This is a genomic window from Streptomyces sp. (genome assembly GCF_035563135.1).
Lineage (GTDB): Bacteria > Actinomycetota > Actinomycetes > Streptomycetales > Streptomycetaceae > Streptomyces.
The window spans coordinates 1-19637 of record NZ_DATMVN010000002.1 but is presented as its reverse complement, the minus strand read 5'-3'; the positions used below and the strand labels follow the sequence as shown (position 1 = coordinate 19637).

Sequence of the window (19637 nt, the reverse complement as noted above, 5' to 3'; positions counted from 1 at the left end):
GGCCGGCCCGCTCGCGTCACGGCTGCCCGGCACACGGTCCCGGGGCATCGGCCCGGGCCCTTCCACCGACACTCCCGAGCAGCGAACAAGGAGTCTCCAAGATGTACGACTACGTGATCGCGGGTGCCGGATCGGCGGGCTGCGTGCTGGCCGACCGGCTCTCGCGCGACCCAGGTGTCCGTGTGCTGCTCGTGGAAGCCGGCGGCGCCGACCGGCACCCCTATCTCCGGATCCCCAAGGGGGTCGGCAAACTGTTCGGCGACCCGTCCTACTCCTGGCACTACCGCACCAGGCCCATGCGGCCCGGGGGGCACCCGGACATGTGGGTGCGCGGCAAGGTGCTCGGCGGTTCGAGTTCCGTCAACGGCATGGTCTACAACCGGGGCACCCGCGCCGACTGGGACGGTATGGAGGCGCTCGGCAACCCCGGATGGGGCTGGGACTCGGTCCTGTCGGCCTTCCGCGCCATCGAGAACAATGCCCTGGGCGCCTCCGCCACCCGGGGCACCGGTGGCCCCCTGCACATCTCCACCGTCCGCGATCCCGACCCGTTGTGCGACGAGCTGATCGCCACGGGTGAGTCGATCGGACTGCGATCGGTGCCCGATGTCAACGAGTACGACGGTGAACGCATCGGCTACGCCATGGCCACCATCAAGTCGGGGCAGCGCTTCAGCGCCGCCCGCGCCTTCCTCCGCCCCGCGCGCTCCCGCCCCAACCTGGCCGTGGCCGCGCACACGACCGTCACGCGGGTGCTGTTCGACGGGGACAAGGCGACCGGTGTCAGCGTGCGCAAGGCCGACGGAACGACCGAGGAGATCCGTGTCCGACGCGAGGTGATCCTCAGCCTCGGCAGTCTGGCCACGCCCAAGCTGCTCCAGCTCTCGGGCATCGGACCGGCCGAAGCACTGCGCGCCGCGGGGGTGGACGTACGCCTCGACCGTGCCATGGTGGGTGCACGGCTGCGCGAACACCGCTGCCTGGCCATGCGGTTCCGCCTCAACGCCCCGCTCGGTGCCAACCGGCAACTGGCCGGCCCCTTCGCCCAGGCACGCACCGGCGCGGCCTATCTGCTCACCCGCCGGGGCCCGCTGGCCCGGCCCGCCTACGACGTGATGGCCTTCCTCAAGTCCCGCCCCGATGCCGAGCGCCCCGACACCGAGGTGCTCCTGGCACCCTGGTCCCTGGGAGCGCTGAAGCCGGGCAGCCCCGCCGAGGTGGAGCGGGAGCCCGGGGTGTCCGCGTGCGCGATGGTGCTGCGTCCCACCTCGGAGGGCGCGCTGGCCATCACCTCGACCGACCCCGACGCCGGCCTGGACATCGACCCCGGGTACTTCTCCTCCGAGCATGACCGGCACGTCGCCGGCGACCTGTTCCGGCGGCTGCGCGACTACTTCGGCACCGACCCCATCGCCTCCCGTGTCCGGCGTGAGACCTTCCCCGGTCCGGATGTCGCGTCCGACTCCGACGAGGACGTCGTGCGCTCGGCCCTGGACGGGGGGTACTGCGGCTTCCACGCCATCGGCACCTGCGCCATGGGTGCCGCACCGGAGGACGTCACCGATCCGCAGCTGCGCGTGCGCGGTGTGGACAACCTTCGGGTGATCGACGCGTCGGTCCTGCCGGTGATGGTCGCCGGCAACCTCAACGGACCGGTGATGGCGATGGCCTGGCGGGCTGCGGAATCCTTGCTCGCGGACAGGTGAGGACCGGCGGGGGCGTGGGCTCCGGCAGGCTGCCGGAGCCCCGGTCTCAGCCGTCGGTGGAAGTGAACGAAACCGACCTGTGCCACGCCTTGAGGAACGAAGCGGTGGCGCCCAGCTGTCGCAGTCCCTGCGCCGACAGGTCCTCGTAGACACGCAGGTCCACGGCCACCCCGGAATGTGCGGCCCGGATGGCGAACGACAGGCTGTCGTCGAGCAGCACCTCCGTGCCCGCCGCGTGGAGCTGTACCGGTGGCAGACCGTGCAGGTTGCCGTGGAGCGGGCTGAGCAGGGGATCGTCGCGCAGGGTGGACCCCGCGTAGGCCGCCGCACGCACCGGGAGCGCCTCGGCGTCGACCGTGCGGTCGGCGACCGCGTTGAGCAGCAGGCTCGGCGCGTCGAGGGTGAAGTCCAGCACCGGTGACGTCAGCACCGCGCAGGTGGGCAGTGGCGCGCCCGCATCCCGCAGACGCAGCAGCAGCCCGGCCGCCAGAGCGCCACCGAGCCGCTTGCCGACCACTGCCACCGGCCCCCGGTCGTGGCAGTACTCCCAGGCGGCGTACACGTCGTCCAGCGCCTGGGGGAAGTGCGGCCGGTAGCGGGCGCACACGACCGCCTGGCCGGTGAGCCGCGTCAGCTCCCGGGCGGTCGGGAGCGCGTCCTGGGGGGTGCCCGCGAGCCGGGGATCACCGTGCACGTACAGCACGGTCTGCTCGGAGACAACGCCTTCGGACCGCGTTTCCGGCCCGAAGAACCCCTCGTCCACACGGACTTCACCTGCCACGGGACATCACCTTCTCCGCCGCTCGCCAGTGTTCCTCCGCCACCCAGAACCGCGCGAAGGCCGCAGCGGCCTCCTGCGGCGAGCGGGTGCGCGTGGTCAGGTTCTTGATCTCGCGCGCCTGGCGGGTGGCGAGGGAACGCGCCATCTCCCGCCACCCCTCGTCGAACCCCGTGCGCGGCAGCACCAGGTCGACGAGCCCCATGCGCTCCGCCTCCGAAGCGTTCAGCACCCGGCCGGTGCCCGCCAGCAACAAGGCCCGTCCGGGGCCGACCAGCCGGGCCAGACGCTCGGCACCACCCCACGCGGGCACGATCGCCAGGCTGGTCTGGTTGAAGCCGAGGCGGATGTCCTCCGCCGCCACCCGGATGTCCGCGGCGACGGCGACCTCCGCTCCGCCGCCCAGCGCGTGGCCGTTGAGCGCGGCCAGCACGGGCCCGGGGAAGGCGGAGATCCGGTCGCACAGCGCCCGCATCCGCAACGCCATCGCGGACGCCTCTGTCTCCGTACGCAGCCGGGCCAGCTCCTTGAGGTCCCCACCGGACACGAACGCCCGGTCTCCCGCCCCGGTCACCGCGAGCGCCACCGCCCCCTCGGCGGAGTCCAGCACCTTCTCCAGCTCACCCATGGTGGGGAGGTCGAGCGCGTTGCGCGCGTGCGGGCGGTCTATGGTGACAACGGCCAGGCCGTCCTGAAGCTCCAGCTCAACCATGTGCGGCCTTCCGGTCGTCGGGGGTGACGGCTCAGTCCTCGTACACCACGGTCACCTCGGGCGAGGTCGGCTCGGCCTGGCAGGTGAGCACCCAGCCCTCGGCCACCTCGTCGGCGTCCAGGGCATTGTTCACCCGCATCTTGACCTCACCTGTCGTCAGCTGTGCCATGCATGTGGCGCAGTCACCGGACTCACAGGAGAAGGGCGGGACGAAGCCCGCCCGGCGGGCGGTCTGCAGCAGCGTCTCACCCGGCCGCTGCGGTACGGTGCGACGCTGCCCGCGCAGACCCACCGTGACGGTTCCTGGATCGAGGACGGGGCTGTCGGCCGCCTGCGGAGCCGCTGCGGCGGGCTCGGCCGCCACCGGCGTGAAGCGCTCGACGATGACGTGCTCGGGGGGAACTCCCGCCCCGGACAGAGTGCGCTCCACCAGATCCATGAAGGGGGCCGGGCAGCACAGGTAGTAGTCGGTGCCTGCCGGATGCTCGCCCACTAGGGCGCGGACGTCGTCCGCCGTGGCGAGTCCGTCCCGGTCGTCGAAGTGATGCCGCGTCTCGAAGCGCCCGGCATGCCGGGCGGCGAGTGCGTCCAAGGACGCGGTGAAGATGGCGGCTTCGCGGTTCCGGTGCGCTGTGAACAGCCGTACGGGCCGGGAGGTGGTGGTCAGCGCGCTCTTGACGAGAGAGAAGACCGGTGTGATCCCGCTGCCGCCCGCGAAGGCGACGAGCGCGCGCCCTTCACCCTCCTCGCGCAGGCAGAAGGTCCCGGCCGGCCGGGACACGTGCAACGTGTCACCGGCTTTCAACTCCTGGTGCATCCACTGGGAGACGAGCCCGCCGGGCACGCGTTTGACGGTCACGCGCACCTCGTCGTCGGTGTCGGGGGAGCTCGACATCGAGTAGCTGCGCAGGGTCCCGCACGCGCGGAACGTCAGGAACTGTCCGGCGCGGTAAGGGAAGGGGGCGTCGAGAGTGAAGGTGCGGACGCCCGGCGCCTCGTCAGCGATCCGGGAGATCCGCACCGGGTGGAAGCCGTGGTCGCGTGCCATGTATGGAACTTACCTTCTCGCCGTGCGAGAGTGCAATTCTCGTGCCGTGCATCGCTGGTGAGAGGAGTGCCTCAGGTATGCCGACGTTTCCTTCCGCTGCACTGCGGACCGTTCCGGCCGACCTCGTCGCCCACTACGAGGAGGCGGGCTGGTGGACCCGCGAGACCCTGGGGGACCTGCTGGCAGGTGGTCTGGCCGGGTCGAGGGACGTGGAGTTCCGCGTGCACTCGGATCTCCGGCCGTGGACCGGAACCTTCGCCGAGGTGGAACTGCTCGCCCGGCGCCTGGCCGGGGGGCTGCGCGAGCGTGGCGTGGGCTCCGGTGACGTGGTGGCCATGCAGTTGCCCAACTGGATGGAGGCGGCGGCCGTGTTCTGGGCCTCGGCCTTCCTCGGGGCGGTGGTGGTCCCCATCGTGCACTTCTACGGGCCGAAGGAAGTCGCGTACATACTCGAAGCCACCCGCCCCCGGGCGTTCTTCGCGGCCGACCGCTTCGGCCGGCAGGCGTTCCGGCCGGACCTGTGCGAACAGGTGCCGCTCGTCGGCGTGGTGGGCCGCGACTTCGACGAGGTCCTCTCCGAGGAGCCGATGTCCGGTGTCCTCCCGGTCGATCCGGACGCGCCGGCGCTGATCGCTTTCACCTCCGGCACCACTCGCGACCCGAAGGGTGTGATCCACAGCCATCGGACCCTCGTCCACGAGACGCGACAGCTGGCCGCCTCGTACCCACCGGACCGCGGGCGGCAGTTCACCGTCGCACCGGTCGGTCATTTCATCGGCATGGTCAACGCCTTCCTGATTCCCGTGCTGGACGGAACGCCGGTCAACCTGGGCGACACCTGGGACCCTGCCCAGGCGCTCGCGTTGATGCGCGGCGAAGGGCTGACCGTCGGGGGCGGGGCGGCGTACTACATGACGAGCCTGCTCGACCACCCCGACTGCACCCCCGAACACGTGTCCCGCCTGAAGTACGCGGGTCTGGGCGGCGCGGCCGTGCCCTCGGCGGTGACGACCCGGCTGGAAGCCCTGGGTGTCACCGTGTTCCGCGCGTACGGCTCCACCGAGCACCCCTCCGTCACCTGCACCCCGTACGACGGTCCGGCCGAGATGCGCCTGCACACCGACGGAGTCCCGTTGCCCGGTGTCGAACTGCGCCTGGCCGAGGACGGTGAGATCCTCACCCGCGGCCCCGACCTGTGTCTCGGCTACACCGACCCCGAACTGACCAGGGCCGCGTTCGACGCCGATGGTTGGTATCGGACCGGCGACATCGGCTCCCTGGACGCGGACGGCTGCCTGTCCGTCACCGACCGCAAGGCGGACGTCATCATCCGCGGCGGGGAGAACATCAGCGCACTGGAGGTCGAGGAGATCCTGCTCGGCCTGCCCGGAGTGGCGGAGGCCGCCGTGGTCGCCGTTCCCGATCCCCGGTTCGGGGAGCGCGCGGCCGCCGTGCTGCGTATGCGCCGGGGATGGCAGGCCCCCGGCCTGGCGGAACTGCGGCTGCAGATGGAGCGGGCCGGCCTGGCGCGGCAGAAATGGCCCGAACTGATCCGTGCCGTCGACGACTTCCCACGCACCCCCAGCGGCAAAGTGAAGAAGTTCGTCCTCCGCGACCGCATTGCCACTACTTCTGAGTGAGAATACGATTCTCTCATCCTGTGAAGGAGGATCTCATGCCGTCCCGCAAGCTCACGTATCCGCTCTTCGACGCGGACAACCATCTCTACGAGACCCAGGAGGCGTTGACCAAGTACCTTCCGAAGGAGTACGACGGCGCCATCGAGTACGTGAACGTCCGGGATCGCATCAAGATCGCGATACGCGGCCAGATCAGCAACTACATCCCCAACCCCACCTTCGACGTGGTGGCCCGCCCCGGCGCCATGGAGGAGTACTTCAAGGTCGGCAACCCCGACGGCAAGACCCGCCGGGAGATCTTCGGCGACCCGATGCGCTCCATCCCCGCCTTCCGTGAGCCGGGCCCGCGCCTGGAGCTCATGGACCAGCTGGGTGTGCAGCGCAGCCTGATGTTTCCGACGCTGGCGAGCCTCATCGAGGAGCGCATGAAGGACGACCCGGAGCTGATCCACGCGGTCATCCACTCCCTCAACCAGTGGTTGCACGAGACCTGGGGATTCACCTACAAGGACCGCATCTTCACCGTCCCCGTCATCACCCTCCCGATCGTCGACAAGGCGATCGAGGAGCTGAACTGGGTGGTCGAGCGCGGCGCCCGGGCCATTCTGGTCCGTCCCGCCCCCGTACCGGGATTCAGCGGCACCCGGTCCTTCGCCCTGCCGGAGTTCGACCCGTTCTGGAAGCGGGTCGTGGAGACCGGCGTCCTGGTGTCCCTGCACTCCTCCGACTCCGGTTACGCCAACTACGCCAACGACTGGGAGGGACAGCGGCGCGAGTTCCTGCCGTTCAAGCCCAACGCCTTCCGGCAGGTCCACGAGTGGCGGCCCATCGAGGACGCGGTCACGTCCCTGATCTGTCACGGCGCGCTCTCCCGCTTCCCGGAGCTCAAGATCGCGGTCATCGAGAACGGGGCCTCGTGGGTGGAGCCGGTGCTCAGCCGGCTGGCGGACGTGCACAAGAAGATGCCGCACGAGTTCCAGGAGGACCCGGTCCAGGTCTTCCGGCGCAACATCCACATCAGCCCGTTCTGGGAGGAGGACATGGCCCAGCTCGGTGACCTCATCGGCATCGAACGTGTGCTCTTCGGATCCGACTACCCGCATCCGGAGGGCCTGTCCGACCCCGTCACCTACGTCGACCACCTCACCAAGCTCAGCGAGGAGGACAAGGCGAAGGTGATGGGCGGCAACCTGGCCCGGCTGATCGACGCATGACACCGGTCACCGCACAGTGGCACAGCATCCCCGGACTCGTGCGCAGCGCGGCCGACCGCTTCGGCGACGCGGAGGCCGTGGTCGACGGCGGACAGCGCCTGACCTTCACCGAGCTGGCCGACCGGGTCCGGCGTACCGCGGGGGCGTTCGCCTCGGCGGGCGTCCGCCCGGGCGACCGGGTCGCGCTGTGGGCACCCAACTCCGCCGAGTGGATCGTCGCCGCCTTCGGACTGCTGACCGCGGGCGGCGTCCTGGTCCCGGTGAACACCCGGTTCCTCCGGCAAGAGGCGCACGACATCGTCGTACGCAGCGGTGCCAAGGCACTGCTGGTCGAGAACGGTTTCCTGGACCGGGAGTTCGCCGGCCCGCCGGGTGTGCCGGTCATCGACCTGAAGAAGGACGGGTTCCTCGCCTCCGGCCGGCCGCTGGAGCGGGAGGCCGGCGAGGACGACCTGGCAGACATCGTCTTCACCTCCGGGACGACGGGCCCTCCCAAGGGCGTGATGACCACCCACGGGCAGACTCTGCGGGCGTACGCGGAGTGGTGCGACCTCGCACAGCTCCGACAGGGCGACCGGTATCTGATGGTCAACCCGTTCTTCCACATCTTCGGCTACAAGGCGGGCCTGATCGCTTCCCTGATGCGGGGCGCCACCGCGCTCCCGCTCGCGGTCTTCGACGTCGACCGGGTGCTGGAGCTGGTGGAGAAGGAACGGGTGACCGTCCTGCCGGGCCCGCCCACCCTCTACCACTCCCTGCTGGAGGCGGACGGCGCTCGGGACCTGTCCTCACTGCGCGTGGCGGTGACCGGCTCCGCGGACATCCCCGTGGAGCTCGTGCGCCGGATCACCACGGAACTGCCCTTCAGCCACCTGATGACCGGATACGGTCTGACCGAGGCCGGCACCGTCACCGCGTCCCGACCGGGCGATCCGTACGAGGCCGTCGCGACGACCGTCGGCAAGCCCTGCGAGGGTTTCGAGGTGCGCGTAGCCGACGACAAGGAGGTCCTGGTCCGCGGCTACTCCGTGATGCGCGGCTACCTCGACGACCCTGAGGCCACCGCCGAGGCGATGGACAGGGACGGTTGGCTGCACACCGGCGACCTGGGGGAGCTGGACGAGGAGGGCCGGCTGAGGATCGTCGGCCGTAAGAAGGACATGTTCATCGTGGGCGGCTTCAACGCCTATCCGGCCGAGATCGAGGGCTTCCTGCTGGAGCACCCCGCCGTGGCCCAGGCCGCCGTCGTCGGCGTGCCCGACGCACGGATGGGACAGGTCGGCAAGGCATTCGTGGTGCGGCGCGCAGAGGTGACGGAGGCTGAGCTCATCACGTGGGCCAAGGAGCGGATGGCCGGGTTCAAGGTGCCCCGCCATGTCGAGTTCCGTGCCGGTCTGCCACTCACCGCGACCGGCAAGGTACGCAAGGACCAACTGGGCTGACCACCCGTGCCCCGGGCGACCACCGGCCCGGGGCTCCGGCCCCCGACGGACACAGGGCGCACCGACCGGGCACCACCTCCCGCATCCGTCCCGGCCCGCTGCACCGGGTCCCGCACGGGTGGCGGGCCGGACTCGGCCCGACGCGCTCGACGACCGCGCCTACTGACAAGCCCCGTACCAGACCCTCTCCCACAAGGACGATTCCCCGAAATGAGCGACGACGCCCGTACCGCATCCGGCCTGCCGCTGAAACCCGTCTACGGCCCGGCGGACCGTCCCTCGGACCCGCCGCCTCCCGGCCGCTTCCCCTTCACCCGTGGTAACTACCCCACCGGTTACCGGGGCCGCACCTGGACCCTGCGCCAGTACTCGGGCTTCGGCACCGCCGAGGAGTCGAACCGGCGTTACCGCTATCTGCTGGACCAGGGCGGTACGGGCCTGTCGGTCGCGCTCGACCTGCCCACGCAGTGCGGCTACGACTCCGACGACCCGGAGTACGCGGACGAGGTCGGCCGCGTCGGCGTGGCACTGGACACGCTCGCGGACGCCGAGGTCCTCTTCGACACCATCCCCCTGGACCGGATCAGTACGAGCTTCACCATCAACGGCACGGCCGCGATCCTGCTCGCCTTCTACGTCGCCGCCGCCGAGAAGCGCGGCTTCCCGCGCGCCGGTCTGACCGGCACCATCCAGAACGACATCCTCAAGGAGTACGCCTCCCGCGGCACCTGGATCTGGCCGCCCGCACCGTCACTCAGGCTCATCGCGGACACGATCGAGTTCTGCGCCGCCCAGGTGCCCCGCTTCAACGCGATCTCGGTCGCCGGCGCGCACTTCCGCGACGCGGGAGCCAACGCCGTGCAGGAGATGGCGTTCACGCTCGCCGACGGGGTGACGTACTGCGAGACCGTCCTTGAGCGCGGCCGCATGACCATCGACGAGTTCGCCCCGCAGATCTCCTTCTTCTTCTACACGCACGGTGACTTCTTCGAGGAGATCGCCAAGTACCGCGCCGGCCGCCGGCGCTGGGCGGCCATCGTGCGGGAGCGGTTCGGGGCGAAGACCGACAAGGCGTGCATGTTCCGCTTCGGCTGCGTGGCCGGCGGAGCCTCGCTCCACGCGCCCCAGGCCCGCAACAACACCGTCCGGGTCGCCTACGAGGCGCTCGCCTCCGTCCTCGGCGGTGTGCAGTCGATGTTCACCGCCGCCTGGGACGAGCCCTTCGCCCTGCCCAGCGAGGAGTCGGCCACCCTCGCCCTGCGCACCCAGCAGATCCTCGCTCACGAGACGGGCGTGGCCAAGGTCGCCGACCCGCTGGGCGGTTCGTACTTCGTCGAGGCCCTCACCGACGCCACCGAGGAGAGCATCGAGCGGATCATGGGCGACCTGGAGTCACACGGTGGCATGGTCCGCTGCATCGAGGACGGCTACCTCCAGGGCCTCATCGCCGACGAGGCGTGGCGGTCGCACCAGGAGGTCGACTCGGGCGAGCGCCCGGTGGTCGGCGTCAACCGTTTCACCGCCGAGGAGCCCCCGCCCGACCTCGCCACCTACGAACTCGACGCCGAGGGCCGCGAGCGGCAGCTCGAGCGCCTCTCCCGGGTCAAGGCCGAACGCAGCGACGCCGACGTCCGGGCCCGCCTCACCGACCTGAGACACGCCGCCGAGGGAGACACCAATCTGATGGAACCCCTGATCGCTTGCGCCAACGCCTACTGCACGGTCGGCGAGATGGCCGGCGCCCTGCGCGAGGTGTGGGGCGAGTTCCGTCAGCCGGTGGTGTTCTGATGACGCCGCCGGCGCGGATCCTCGTCGCCAAGCCGGGACTCGACGGACACGACCGCGGGGCGAAACTCGTCGCCCGGGGACTGCGGGACGCGGGGTTCGAGGTGGTGTTCACCGGTATCCGCCGCCGCGTCGACGACATCGCCACCACCGCCGTACAGGAGGACGTCGCCCTGGTCGGGCTGTCCATCCTGTCCGGCGCCCATCTCGCACTGACCCGGCGCACGGTCCAGGCGCTGCGCGCGGTCGGCGCGGACGACATCCCCGTCGTGGTCGGCGGCACCATTCCCGCGGGGGACGTGGGCCGGCTGTACGAGGCCGGAGCCGCGGCCGTGTATCCCACGGGCACGGCACTGGACACCATCGTGGCGGGTGTCCGCGCCCTGACCGCCGCACCCGAGGCCCTTTCGACCACTGAGGAATGAGATGCGAATCGGATTGATGAGTGGCCCCGAACGGGGCGACGCCGCCTACAAGGCGGAGCGCATGGCCGACGACGCTCGCTGGGCCGAGGAGGCCGGGTTCGACACGGTTTGGGTACCGCAGGTTCCCACCGACTTCGACGCCCTGACGGCCGTCTCCCTCATGGGGCAGGCCACGTCACGCGTCGAGCTGGGTACGGCGGTCGTGCCCGTGCACACCCAGCACCCCGTCGCCCTGGCGCGTCAGGCGATGTCCGCGCACGCGGCGGCCGGCGGCCGGCTCGCGCTCGGCGTCGGCGCCTCCCATCACTGGATCGTGCGCGACATGCTCGGTATCCCCTACGAGAAGCCCGCCGCGTACACCCGGGCGTACCTGGAGGTGCTGAACGCCGCCGTGAGCGGGGCGCCGTCGGTGGACGTGGAGAACGACGTGTTCCGCGTCCACAACCCCCTCACTCTCGCCCCGGTCTCCCCGTTGCCGGTCCTGCTCGCCGCCCTGGGACCGGTGATGCTGCGGATCGCCGGGGCGCTGACGGACGGGACCGTGCTGTGGATGGCGGACGAACGCGCGGTGGCCGACCACGTCGTCCCGATCATCACCGAGGCGGCACAGGAGGCGGGCCGTCCGGCCCCCCGCGTCGTCGCCGGTGTCCCGGTCTGCCTCTGCACGCCGCACGAGGTCGACTCGGCCAGGGAACGTGCCAACCGCATCCTCGGTGAGGCCGAGGTGTCCCCGAACTACCAGCGTCTGCTGCAGCACGGTGATGTGCGCGACGTGGGTGACCTGTGCGTGGCGGGCGACGAGGCGGCCATCAGGGCCCGGTTCAAACGGTACGCCGACGCGGGCACGACCGATCTGTCCGTGCGTCTGCTGCCTCTCGGCAGCGGACGGGAGGAACTGGTCGCCTCCAAGCTGCGCACCCGGGACGCGGTGGCGGCGATCGCTGCGGACTTCCGGTGAGCGGGCAGGGCCCCCTGTCCGGGCTGCGCGTCCTGGAGGTCGGGCACATCCTGGCCGGTCCGTACGCCACGATGCTGCTGGCCGACCTGGGCGCCCAGGTAACCAAGATCGAACCACCCGGCGGAGATCTTTCCCGGCAGGTCTCGGACGCGTACTTCGCCAGCCTCAACCGGGGCAAGCGCTCGGTCCGGGCGGACCTGTCCACACCGCAGGGGCAGCAGCGGCTGCACGAACTCGTGCAGGACGCCGACGCGTTGCTGGTCAATCTCAAGCCGTCAGCGGTGCGCCGCTACGGACTCACCTACAAGATGCTGGAACCCTGGAACGAGCGGCTCGTGTGCGTGGCGCTCACCGGCTGGGGCATGGAGGCAGGCGACGAACCCGCCTTCGACTACGTCGTCCAGGCGGCCACCGGAATCGCCGCACTGACCGGCGAGCCCGACGGCCCGCCGCGACTGCCGGGTTACTCCTCCGCGGACAACTCGGCCGGCCTCGCCGCCGCGCTGGGCCTGCTGGCGCAGGTCGTCTCCGGACGAGGCGGGCAGGTGGACGTCTCCCTGCGGGACGTGATGCTCTCCCAGCTCAATTATCACGCGTCCGCCTGGCTCAACGAGGGTGCGCCGCCACGTCGTCTCGGCGGCGCCCACGCCTATTACGTCCCCGCCCAGCTCTTTCCGACTGCCGACGGCCACCTGGCGCTGTTCATCACCCACGACGGCTTCTGGAGCCTGTTCGCCACCGAGGCGGGCGTGGAGGGCTTCACCACGATGGCCGAGCGGGCGGCCCGCCGCGAGGAGGTGATCGCCGCGGTGACGAAGGCCCTCGCCGCGGACACGGCGGCGGGCTGGGAGGCCCGGCTGCGCCCACTGCTCGTGCCCGCCGCCGCCGTACGCACCCTGCCCGAGGCCCTCGCCGAGGCGCCCGGCACGGTGGTGGATGCGGGGGGCCACCGGCTGGTCGGCAGCCCGTTCCGCATTGCTGGGTACGAGCCGGAGTACGGGGCGCCGCCAGGGCTGGGCGAGCACGGGGATCTCGTCTGACCCTGTGCGCGCAGCACGACCGATGACGGTTCGCTGTCGTGCCGAGCCGACCTGCACGGCCGGAGAACACATCCGCTCGTCTGCGGCCACCGTGACCGGCCTGTCCGGGAAATCCACGGCCGGGCTGGTCACGCGTGCGGGCGCCGCGGCTCGGGTGGCAGGCTGCCCGACGACGGCTGCATGGGCTGGCGGATCCGTGACGGTCCGCGCAATCCGAGCAACTACTTGGGGGGGAACCGCAGCCCGCCGTCCAGGCGCACCACCTCACCGTTGAGGTATTCGTTCTCGCAGAGGTGCTGCACGAGTGCGGCGTACTCCTCGGGCCGCCCCATTCGCCGCGGATGCGGTACTTGAGGCCCCCAGTGTGCCTGAAGCCGGTCGCCGGCCTTGCCGTACGCGGGCGTGAGGACGGTGCCGGGGGCGACGGACGCCACACGGATGCCGAGAGGGGACAGGTCCCGGGCGGCGACCAGTGTCATCGCGGAGACACCACCCTTCGCCGCCGCGTAGGGGAGCTGGCCGGTCTGCCCCTCGTACGCCGCGATGGACGACGTGGTGACGATGACCCCGCGTCCCCCGTCCTCGTCCTGAGGTGCGGTGCGGCTCATGGCCGCGGCGGCGAGCCGCAGCACGTTGAAGACGCCGGTCAGATAGATGTCGATCGTCGTACGGAAACCCTCCAGGCCTATGGGGGAGCCGTCCTTGCCGACCAGGCGGCCGCCGCTCGCGGGCCCGCCGTGGCAGTCCACCGCGATCCGGAACGCGCCCGCCCGTTCGGCCTCGTCGACGGCGGCCCGGACGGAGTCCTCGTCGGTGGCGTCGGTACGGACGTAACGCACCCCCAGTTCCGCCTCCAGGGCCTTGCCCCTGTCGTCGGCGAGGTCGGCGACCACCACTCGGGCGCCCGCCGCGCGCAGTCGTCGCACCGTGGCCTCGCCCAGGCCGCCGGCTCCGCCCACCACCAGGGCCGCACAACCTTCGATGTGCATCGCATTCCCCTCTCTTGCGAGTAGGGATCTGAGTGTAGGAGAATGTGATTCTCATGAACATAGCCGTGATCCTGGAAATGGCCGCCTCGGCGGAAGACCGGCCGGCCGTCACCGAAGGCGGCCGCACCCTCTCCGTCGCCGAACTGCAGCGCCTCGCCCAGCACGCCGCCACCCGCTTCCGTGGGCGCACCGCCGTCCTGTACCTGGGGCCGAACCACCCGGCCTACCCGGTCGCCCTGTTCGGCGCCGCGCTGGCCAACATTCCCTTCGTCCCCCTCAACTACCGCCTCGGCGAGGAGCAACTGGGCGCACTGATCGAGAGGCATCCCGGGGCGGAAGTGCTGAACCCGGCCGACCTCGACGCGCTGATCACCGCTCCCGGTACGGCCGAGTGGCTGCCCGCCCCGCAGGACCAAGAAGCTGTCGCGGTCGTCCTCTACACCAGCGGTACCACCGCCGCCCCGAAGGCGGCCCTGCTCCGCCACCGCCACCTGCTGGCCTACGTCTTCAACACCCAGGACTTCGGGTCGGCCGAGCCGAGCGACGCCAGCCTGGTCGCGCTGCCGCCGTACCACGTCGCCGGGCTCATGAACCTGCTCACGAACCTGTACGCGGGCCGCCGCGTCGTCTACCAGAGCGTCTTCCAGCCCGCCGACTGGCTGGAGACGGTACGTCGCGAGGGTGTCAGCCACGCCATGGTCGTACCGACCATGCTGGCGCGGCTGACGGCCGAACTGGCGGACGCGGAGGCGGACGTCCCCACGCTGCGCAACCTCGCCTACGGCGGAGCGCGCTGCCCTCGCCCCGTGATGGAGCGCGCCCTGCGGCAGTTCCCGGACACCGGGTTCGTCAACGCCTACGGTCTGACGGAGACGGCTTCCTCCATCTGCGTGCTGGGCCCTGACGACCACTGGCAGGCGGCCGGGGCCGAGGACCCCGCGGTGCGCGCCCGTCTGGGCTCGGTGGGGCGTCCGCTGCCCGGTGTCGAGGTCGAGATCCGGAACGAGGACGGCAAGAGGCTGGGCGCCGACGAGACCGGACTCGTCTTCGTGCGTGGCGCCCAGATCTCGGGCGAGTACGAGGGCGTGGACGGCTCCGAGGACGGGGGCGGGTGGTTCGCCACCCGGGACCGGGGCAGGCTGGACGAAGAGGGCTACCTCTTCCTCGAAGGCCGTGCGGACGAAACGATCATCCGGGGCGGTGAGAACATCGCGCCCGCCGAGATCGAGGACGTCCTGCTCCAGCACCCAGGCGTCCAGGAGGCCGCGGTACTCGGCCTGCCGGACCCGGAGTGGGGCCAACGGCTGGTGGCGGTGCTCGTCGGCGACGGCGATCAGGAGGAGATCCGTTCCTTCGTCAAGCGCCGCCTGCGCTCGTCCAAGACCCCGGACGCCGTCGTCTTCCGTCCCGAACTGCCCCGCACTGCCACGGGCAAGCTGTTGCGCCGGACCCTCGTGGCCGAACTCGCCGAACCGGAGGAGACGACCGATGCCTGAAGCCGTACTCGTCGCCGCACTGCGCACCCCCATCGGGACCGCCTTCAAAGGGGCTCTGCGCGACACCACCGCCCACGAACTGGCCGACCGGATCGTGTCGGCGGCCGTGGAGGGTTTCGACCCCGGCCTGGTGGACGACGTGGTGCTCGCCGAGTCGCACTACGGTGGCGGGGTCGTCGCCCGCCACGCCGCGGTGACCGCCGGACTGACACAGGTACCCGGCCTCGCCCTGAACCGGCACTGCGCGGCCGGACTGGCGGCGGTGCAGACCGCCGCCGCCTCGGTGCGGGCGGGCATGGACCGGCTGGTGCTGGCCGGGGGAGTCAACTCCGCGTCCACCGCGCCCAAGCTGTCCTTCCGGGGCGTCGAGGGCCTGTGGGTGCCACCGTCCCACCCGGACCGGGCCGACGCCCCCAACCTCGACATGTCGGTCACGGTGGGCTGGAACACCGCGGTGCGCGCCGGAATCTCCCGTGAGGAGATGGACGCCTGGGCGCTGCGCTCGCACCGCAACGCCGTCCGCGCCCTCGACGAGGGGCGCTTCAAGGACGAGACCGTGCCCGTCGAAACCATCCACGGTCCCTTCGAGGCGGATGAGCACCCGCGCCGTGACACCAGCGCGGAACGTCTGGCCGCTCTCAAGCCGCTCCACCCGGAGATCGCCGGCTTCTCCATCACGGCCGGCAACGCCTGTGGTGCCAACGACGCGGCGGCGGCCGTGATGGTGGCGGACGAACGCCTGGGCCTGCCGGCCCTGGCGACCGTACGGGCCTGGGCCTCGGTCGCCCTCGACCCCGCCGAGACCGGACTCACACCCGTCCAGGCCATCCCGAAGGCACTGCGCAGGGCCGGTCTCGGCGTGTCCGATGTCGACCTCTTCGAGATCAACGAGGCCTTCGCGTCGGTGGCCGTCGCCGCGGTCCGCCACCTGGACCTCGACCCGGACACCGTGAACGTCAACGGCAGCGGCTGCTCCCTCGGTCACCCGGTCGCGGCGACCGGCGTCCGCATGGTCGTCACCCTGGTCCACGAACTGCGTCGCAGGGGCGGGGGAGTGGGCGTCGCGGCCATGTGCGCGGGCGGTGGTATGGGTTCCGCGCTGGTCCTGGACGTACCCGCGCCCTGACCACGCACCCCGGGTGTCCGCTCAGAGGAACCGGAGCAAGGCCTCCTGCGCGAAGGACGCGAGCAGCACGCCCTCCTCGGTCAGTACGTCACCGCGCCCGAAGCAGCGCCCGTGTGCGGCCAGCGGACTGTGCTGGCGCAGCAGCAGCCACCGTCCGGTGTCGAACGGCCGGTGGAACCACACGGTGTGCGAGGTGACGGCCGAGCCGAAGACCTTTCCGGAGTCCGCCTGGGTCACCCCCGCCACCGGCCGCAGCGCGGTGCCGATCGGCGTCAGGTCGGTGGCGTACGACAGGAGGGCGGGCGCGACGTCCCGGGGTGCCTCGGGAACGCGGGTCCAGAGCTCGTGGACAGGAGCCTCCGCCTTCTCGGTGTCGAGGTCGGTCGCCGACCGCGACTCCCACGGCAGCAGGCCGAGATCCACTCGGCGCTCCGGACCGGGAAGGGGCGAGGGCGGGGCCGTCGTCTGGCGGTCCGGTCCGTCCTCCCACGCGTTGAGGCTCGCGCTGGCCACCGCGATCACCCCGTGCCGCTGCCGGGCGACGAGCCGTACGGTCGCGAACGTGCGGCCCTGCTGAGGCACGTCGGTCTCGTAGGTCACCGGCTCACCGGTACGGCCCTCCCGCAGGAACTGAGTGTGCAGGGACTTGAGCTCCTTGCCGGCCGCGGACCGGGTCGCCGCGCGTGCGAACTGGGCCAGCAACTGCCCGCCGAACAGCCTGCGGTATTCCAGCCGCTGCGAGCGGCCCTCGTAGGAGTGCTCGTCCACGGTGTCCAGATCGAGGCAGCCGAGCAGGTCGTACCAGAGGCAGGCGGTCACTCGGTTCTCCTCACAGCTCGACAAGGCGTGGAGTCCGGCCCTCGCGCAGCAGCAGCGCCCCGGCCTCACGCGTGAGGTCGCGGGTGGAGCCGAGCAGCCCGTCCAGGACCAGGGCTCGTTCGACGTGCCGGTGCAGATCGTGCTCGGCGGTGAAACCGATACCGCCGAGAGCCTGTTGGCAGTGCCGGGCGGCGGTGAGGGCGGCCCGGCCCGCCACCGCCTTGGCGAGCAGGGCCGAGGTGTCGTCGTCGCCGGCGGCGGACAGCACCGCTTCGGCACCCTCCAGGGCCACGTGCGTCTCGGCCAGGCGGTGACGCAGCGCCTGGAAGGAGGCGAGCGGTCGTCCGAACTGGTGCCGGTCCAGGACGTGCCGGCGGGCCAGCGCGAGCATCGCGCGACCGGTTCCCAGCAGCCACCAGCCCAGTGCCCGGCGCCCCCCGGCCATGGGAAAGACGCCGCCCGCAGTGACACGCCGAAGCGGGAGCGAGGGATCCAGGGGGCGGTCGTCCGTGCTCCCGTCACGGGCCCATTGCACCCGGATCCCACCCGTGTACAGCAGCACCGGCGTCGAGCCCGGCGGGCTCCCCGCCTCGCGCAGGACGACGTCGTTGAGGACGGACGCGTGCGCCCCCGTCTCACCGAGCAGGCGGAACACCAACGGGATCGCCGTGCAGGGCTCCTCGGCCAGCATCTCGGCCCAGCCGAGGTCGGCGAGCGAGGCGTCGAGGGCGGGGCCGGAGGCGTTCGACATCGTCTTGCGCAGGGTCTGTTCCAACAGCTCGCGCTCTTCGGTGTCCACGCGCGGTCACTCCTTCCCGAGATCCAGCAGGCGGCGGGCGACGATGTTGCGCTGGATCTCCGCGGTGCCGCCGTAGATCGTCGCCGCACGCGAGTAGAGGTACTCGGTGCGCCACGCGCCCTTGTCCGTCAGCTCCACGGTGCCGGGCAGCAGGTCGCGCGCGGTGTCGAAGAGCCGCTGCTCGGCCGTGGCGAGGAGGATCTTGTCCACGGACGTCTCCGGGCCCAGCCGGCCGTTCTCGGCCAGGGTCCGCTGGGTGCGCGCCGAACGGCAGCGTGCGGTATGCAGATCGAGCCAGACCGCGCCGAGTGCGCCGGTGTCCGGCTCGCAGTTGTCGGCCAGCAAGCGGTCCAGGCGGCTGTGCAAGTGGGCGATCCGGTGCCAGAAGCAGGCGGAGCGCTCGTGGGGCAGCAGGTCCATGGCCAGCTTCCAGCCATCTCCGGGTGCGCCGAGCAGGCGTTCACCGGGGACGCGCACGTCGTCGAGGAAGACCTCGGCGAACTCGTCGACGCCATGCATGGTGCGCAGCGGCCGTACGGTGATGCCGGGGGAGTCCATGTCCACGAAGAAGGCGCTGATGCCGTCATGGCCCGGTCCGCCGGTGCGGGCCAGCAGGACGCAGCGGGCGGCGTACTGGGCCAGGCTCGTCCACACCTTCTGCCCACTCACCAGCCAGTCGTCACCGTCGCGTACCGCCCGCGTGGACAGTGAGGCCAGGTCGCTGCCCGAGTCCGGTTCGGAGAAGCCCTGGCACCACTGCTCGCGGCCGCTCAGCAGCCGGGGTACCATCCCGGCGGCCAGCGCGGGCGGCGCGTAGTCGATCAGGGTGGGGACCAGGACCTCGACCATCGACCAGATGCCGGGCTCGGCCAGGTCGCGCGAGGCGATCTCCTCGCCGAGCACCGCCCGCAGGACGGCGGGCCCGCCGATCCCCCCGACCTCGCGGGGCCAGCCGTACCGCATCCAGTCCGCTTCCCACAGCGCCCGGCGCACCCGGGCGAGCTGGGCCACCTGGGCGTCGAGGCCGTGGTCGTCCCCCGGAGCCAGGTCATGGGCGTCGAGCCAGGCACGTACCTCGCGCCTGAAGTGCGCGGTCCTCATGGACGGGAGCGTTCGAAGGCGTGCGGGCGGCCGGAGTCGTGGTCGCCGCTGCGCCGGATGAAGGTCATGGCGCGGGTGCGCAGCCGCCACCCCCGGGTCGTCCGTACGTAGGTGTCGTCGTAGTAGCCGATGCGCATCGCGTGCTCGGAGTGCTCGACGAAGCACAGGGGCTGGGTGCCGGTGGCCGCGTCACCGTTCAGCTCGATCACCGGCGTCCCCGCCAGGAACAGGCCCTTGGGCGCGGCGGCGATCAACGCGGGGAACCCGTCGAGCGGGTAGCTGTCGCCGAACGCGCTGTAGGTGCCGTCCGGGGTGAACACGGCGAGCGCTCCGTCCACGTCGCCGCGGGTCATGGCCACCGCGTAGCGAGCCAGGAGCTGCTCGATCTCCACCAGGTCGTCGGTAGGGCTCAAGGGAACGCCTTCCTCGTCGTCCACTGAGAAGGAGAATTAGATTCTCGCATACGAGTATCGTGTACGAATGGTTGATTCTCCAATAGGGAGAAGCTAGTTTCCACATCATGGATCAATTCCTGGCCTTCACGGTGGTGGGCCTGAGC

General features: G+C 71.1%; 18 protein-coding genes. 10 read left to right on the top strand and 8 right to left on the bottom strand.

Annotated elements, in window-relative coordinates:
- Positions 1 to 101 precede the first annotated feature (101 nt).
- The gene (locus tag VN520_RS00105) at positions 102 to 1706 is read left to right on the top strand and encodes a GMC family oxidoreductase (protein ID WP_325744731.1); all 1605 of its coding nucleotides are present in this window, start codon (positions 102 to 104) and stop codon (positions 1704 to 1706) included.
- 46 nt (positions 1707 to 1752) lie between these two features.
- Here VN520_RS00105 and VN520_RS00100 read toward each other — a convergent pair whose 3' ends face one another.
- The 3 genes from VN520_RS00100 to VN520_RS00090 are packed head-to-tail and all read right to left on the bottom strand — an operon-like array spanning position 1753 to position 4244.
- Positions 1753 to 2487, bottom strand: a complete 735-nt coding sequence (locus VN520_RS00100; protein ID WP_325744730.1) for an alpha/beta hydrolase fold domain-containing protein — start codon at positions 2485 to 2487, stop codon at positions 1753 to 1755.
- Positions 2477 to 3196, bottom strand: a complete 720-nt coding sequence (locus VN520_RS00095) for an enoyl-CoA hydratase/isomerase family protein (protein ID WP_325744729.1) — start codon at positions 3194 to 3196, stop codon at positions 2477 to 2479. Before VN520_RS00095 ends, VN520_RS00100 begins: the two co-directional genes overlap by 11 nt.
- 31 nt (positions 3197 to 3227) lie before the next feature.
- Positions 3228 to 4244, bottom strand: a complete 1017-nt coding sequence (locus VN520_RS00090) for a ferredoxin--NADP reductase (protein WP_325744728.1) — start codon at positions 4242 to 4244, stop codon at positions 3228 to 3230.
- A 77-nt stretch (positions 4245 to 4321) separates the two neighbouring features.
- Between VN520_RS00090 and VN520_RS00085 the strand changes: the two genes are divergently transcribed.
- The 7 genes from VN520_RS00085 to VN520_RS00055 all read left to right on the top strand — a co-directional run bounded on the left by VN520_RS00085 (position 4322) and on the right by VN520_RS00055 (position 12748).
- Positions 4322 to 5884, top strand: a complete 1563-nt coding sequence (locus tag VN520_RS00085; protein ID WP_325744727.1) for an AMP-binding protein — start codon at positions 4322 to 4324, stop codon at positions 5882 to 5884.
- Between the two features lie 35 nt (positions 5885 to 5919).
- Positions 5920 to 7098 (top strand): amidohydrolase family protein, encoded by a 1179-nt coding sequence (locus tag VN520_RS00080; RefSeq protein ID WP_325744726.1) that lies wholly within the window; start codon positions 5920 to 5922, stop codon positions 7096 to 7098.
- Positions 7095 to 8540: a FadD3 family acyl-CoA ligase gene (locus VN520_RS00075; RefSeq protein WP_325744725.1), complete on the top strand. Its 1446-nt coding sequence runs from the start codon at positions 7095 to 7097 to the stop codon at positions 8538 to 8540. Before VN520_RS00080 ends, VN520_RS00075 begins: the two co-directional genes overlap by 4 nt.
- A 210-nt stretch (positions 8541 to 8750) precedes the next feature.
- Positions 8751 to 10328 (top strand): methylmalonyl-CoA mutase family protein, encoded by a 1578-nt coding sequence (locus VN520_RS00070; RefSeq protein ID WP_325744724.1) that lies wholly within the window; start codon positions 8751 to 8753, stop codon positions 10326 to 10328.
- On the top strand, positions 10328 to 10750 hold the full coding sequence (locus VN520_RS00065; RefSeq protein WP_325744723.1) for a cobalamin B12-binding domain-containing protein: 423 nt from the start codon (positions 10328 to 10330) through the stop codon (positions 10748 to 10750). The genes VN520_RS00070 and VN520_RS00065 overlap by 1 nt, the downstream gene beginning before the upstream one ends.
- Positions 10751 to 10766: 16 nt before the next feature.
- A complete protein-coding gene (locus VN520_RS00060) occupies positions 10767 to 11708 on the top strand; it encodes a TIGR03564 family F420-dependent LLM class oxidoreductase (protein ID WP_414719740.1) in 942 nt (313 codons plus the stop codon).
- Positions 11705 to 12748 (top strand): CoA transferase, encoded by a 1044-nt coding sequence (locus VN520_RS00055; protein ID WP_325744721.1) that lies wholly within the window; start codon positions 11705 to 11707, stop codon positions 12746 to 12748. Before VN520_RS00060 ends, VN520_RS00055 begins: the two co-directional genes overlap by 4 nt.
- A 221-nt stretch (positions 12749 to 12969) precedes the next feature.
- On the opposite strand, the gene VN520_RS00050 is transcribed toward VN520_RS00055, so the two are convergent.
- Positions 12970 to 13737, bottom strand: a complete 768-nt coding sequence (locus VN520_RS00050) for an SDR family oxidoreductase (protein ID WP_325744720.1) — start codon at positions 13735 to 13737, stop codon at positions 12970 to 12972.
- Positions 13738 to 13790: 53 nt separating this feature from the next.
- On the opposite strand from VN520_RS00050, the gene VN520_RS00045 reads away from it, so the two are divergent.
- Both VN520_RS00045 and VN520_RS00040 read left to right on the top strand, forming a co-directional pair.
- Positions 13791 to 15233, top strand: coding sequence for a class I adenylate-forming enzyme family protein (locus tag VN520_RS00045; protein ID WP_325744719.1), 1443 nt, complete (start codon positions 13791 to 13793; stop codon positions 15231 to 15233).
- Entirely contained in the window at positions 15226 to 16359 is a 1134-nt protein-coding gene (locus tag VN520_RS00040; protein WP_325744718.1) for a thiolase family protein, read from the top strand. The genes VN520_RS00045 and VN520_RS00040 overlap by 8 nt, the downstream gene beginning before the upstream one ends.
- A gap of 21 nt (positions 16360 to 16380) precedes the next feature.
- On the opposite strand, the gene VN520_RS00035 is transcribed toward VN520_RS00040, so the two are convergent.
- The 4 genes from VN520_RS00035 to VN520_RS00020 are packed head-to-tail and all read right to left on the bottom strand — an operon-like array spanning position 16381 to position 19491.
- The gene (locus VN520_RS00035; RefSeq protein ID WP_325744717.1) at positions 16381 to 17178 is read right to left on the bottom strand and encodes an acyl-CoA thioesterase; all 798 of its coding nucleotides are present in this window, start codon (positions 17176 to 17178) and stop codon (positions 16381 to 16383) included.
- A gap of 10 nt (positions 17179 to 17188) precedes the next feature.
- Positions 17189 to 17977, bottom strand: coding sequence for an acyl-CoA dehydrogenase family protein (locus VN520_RS00030; protein ID WP_325744716.1), 789 nt, complete (start codon positions 17975 to 17977; stop codon positions 17189 to 17191).
- A 6-nt stretch (positions 17978 to 17983) separates the two neighbouring features.
- Positions 17984 to 19078 (bottom strand): acyl-CoA dehydrogenase family protein, encoded by a 1095-nt coding sequence (locus VN520_RS00025; protein WP_325744715.1) that lies wholly within the window; start codon positions 19076 to 19078, stop codon positions 17984 to 17986.
- Positions 19075 to 19491: a nuclear transport factor 2 family protein gene (locus VN520_RS00020; RefSeq protein ID WP_325744714.1), complete on the bottom strand. Its 417-nt coding sequence runs from the start codon at positions 19489 to 19491 to the stop codon at positions 19075 to 19077. The genes VN520_RS00025 and VN520_RS00020 overlap by 4 nt, the downstream gene beginning before the upstream one ends.
- Positions 19492 to 19637 lie beyond the last annotated feature (146 nt).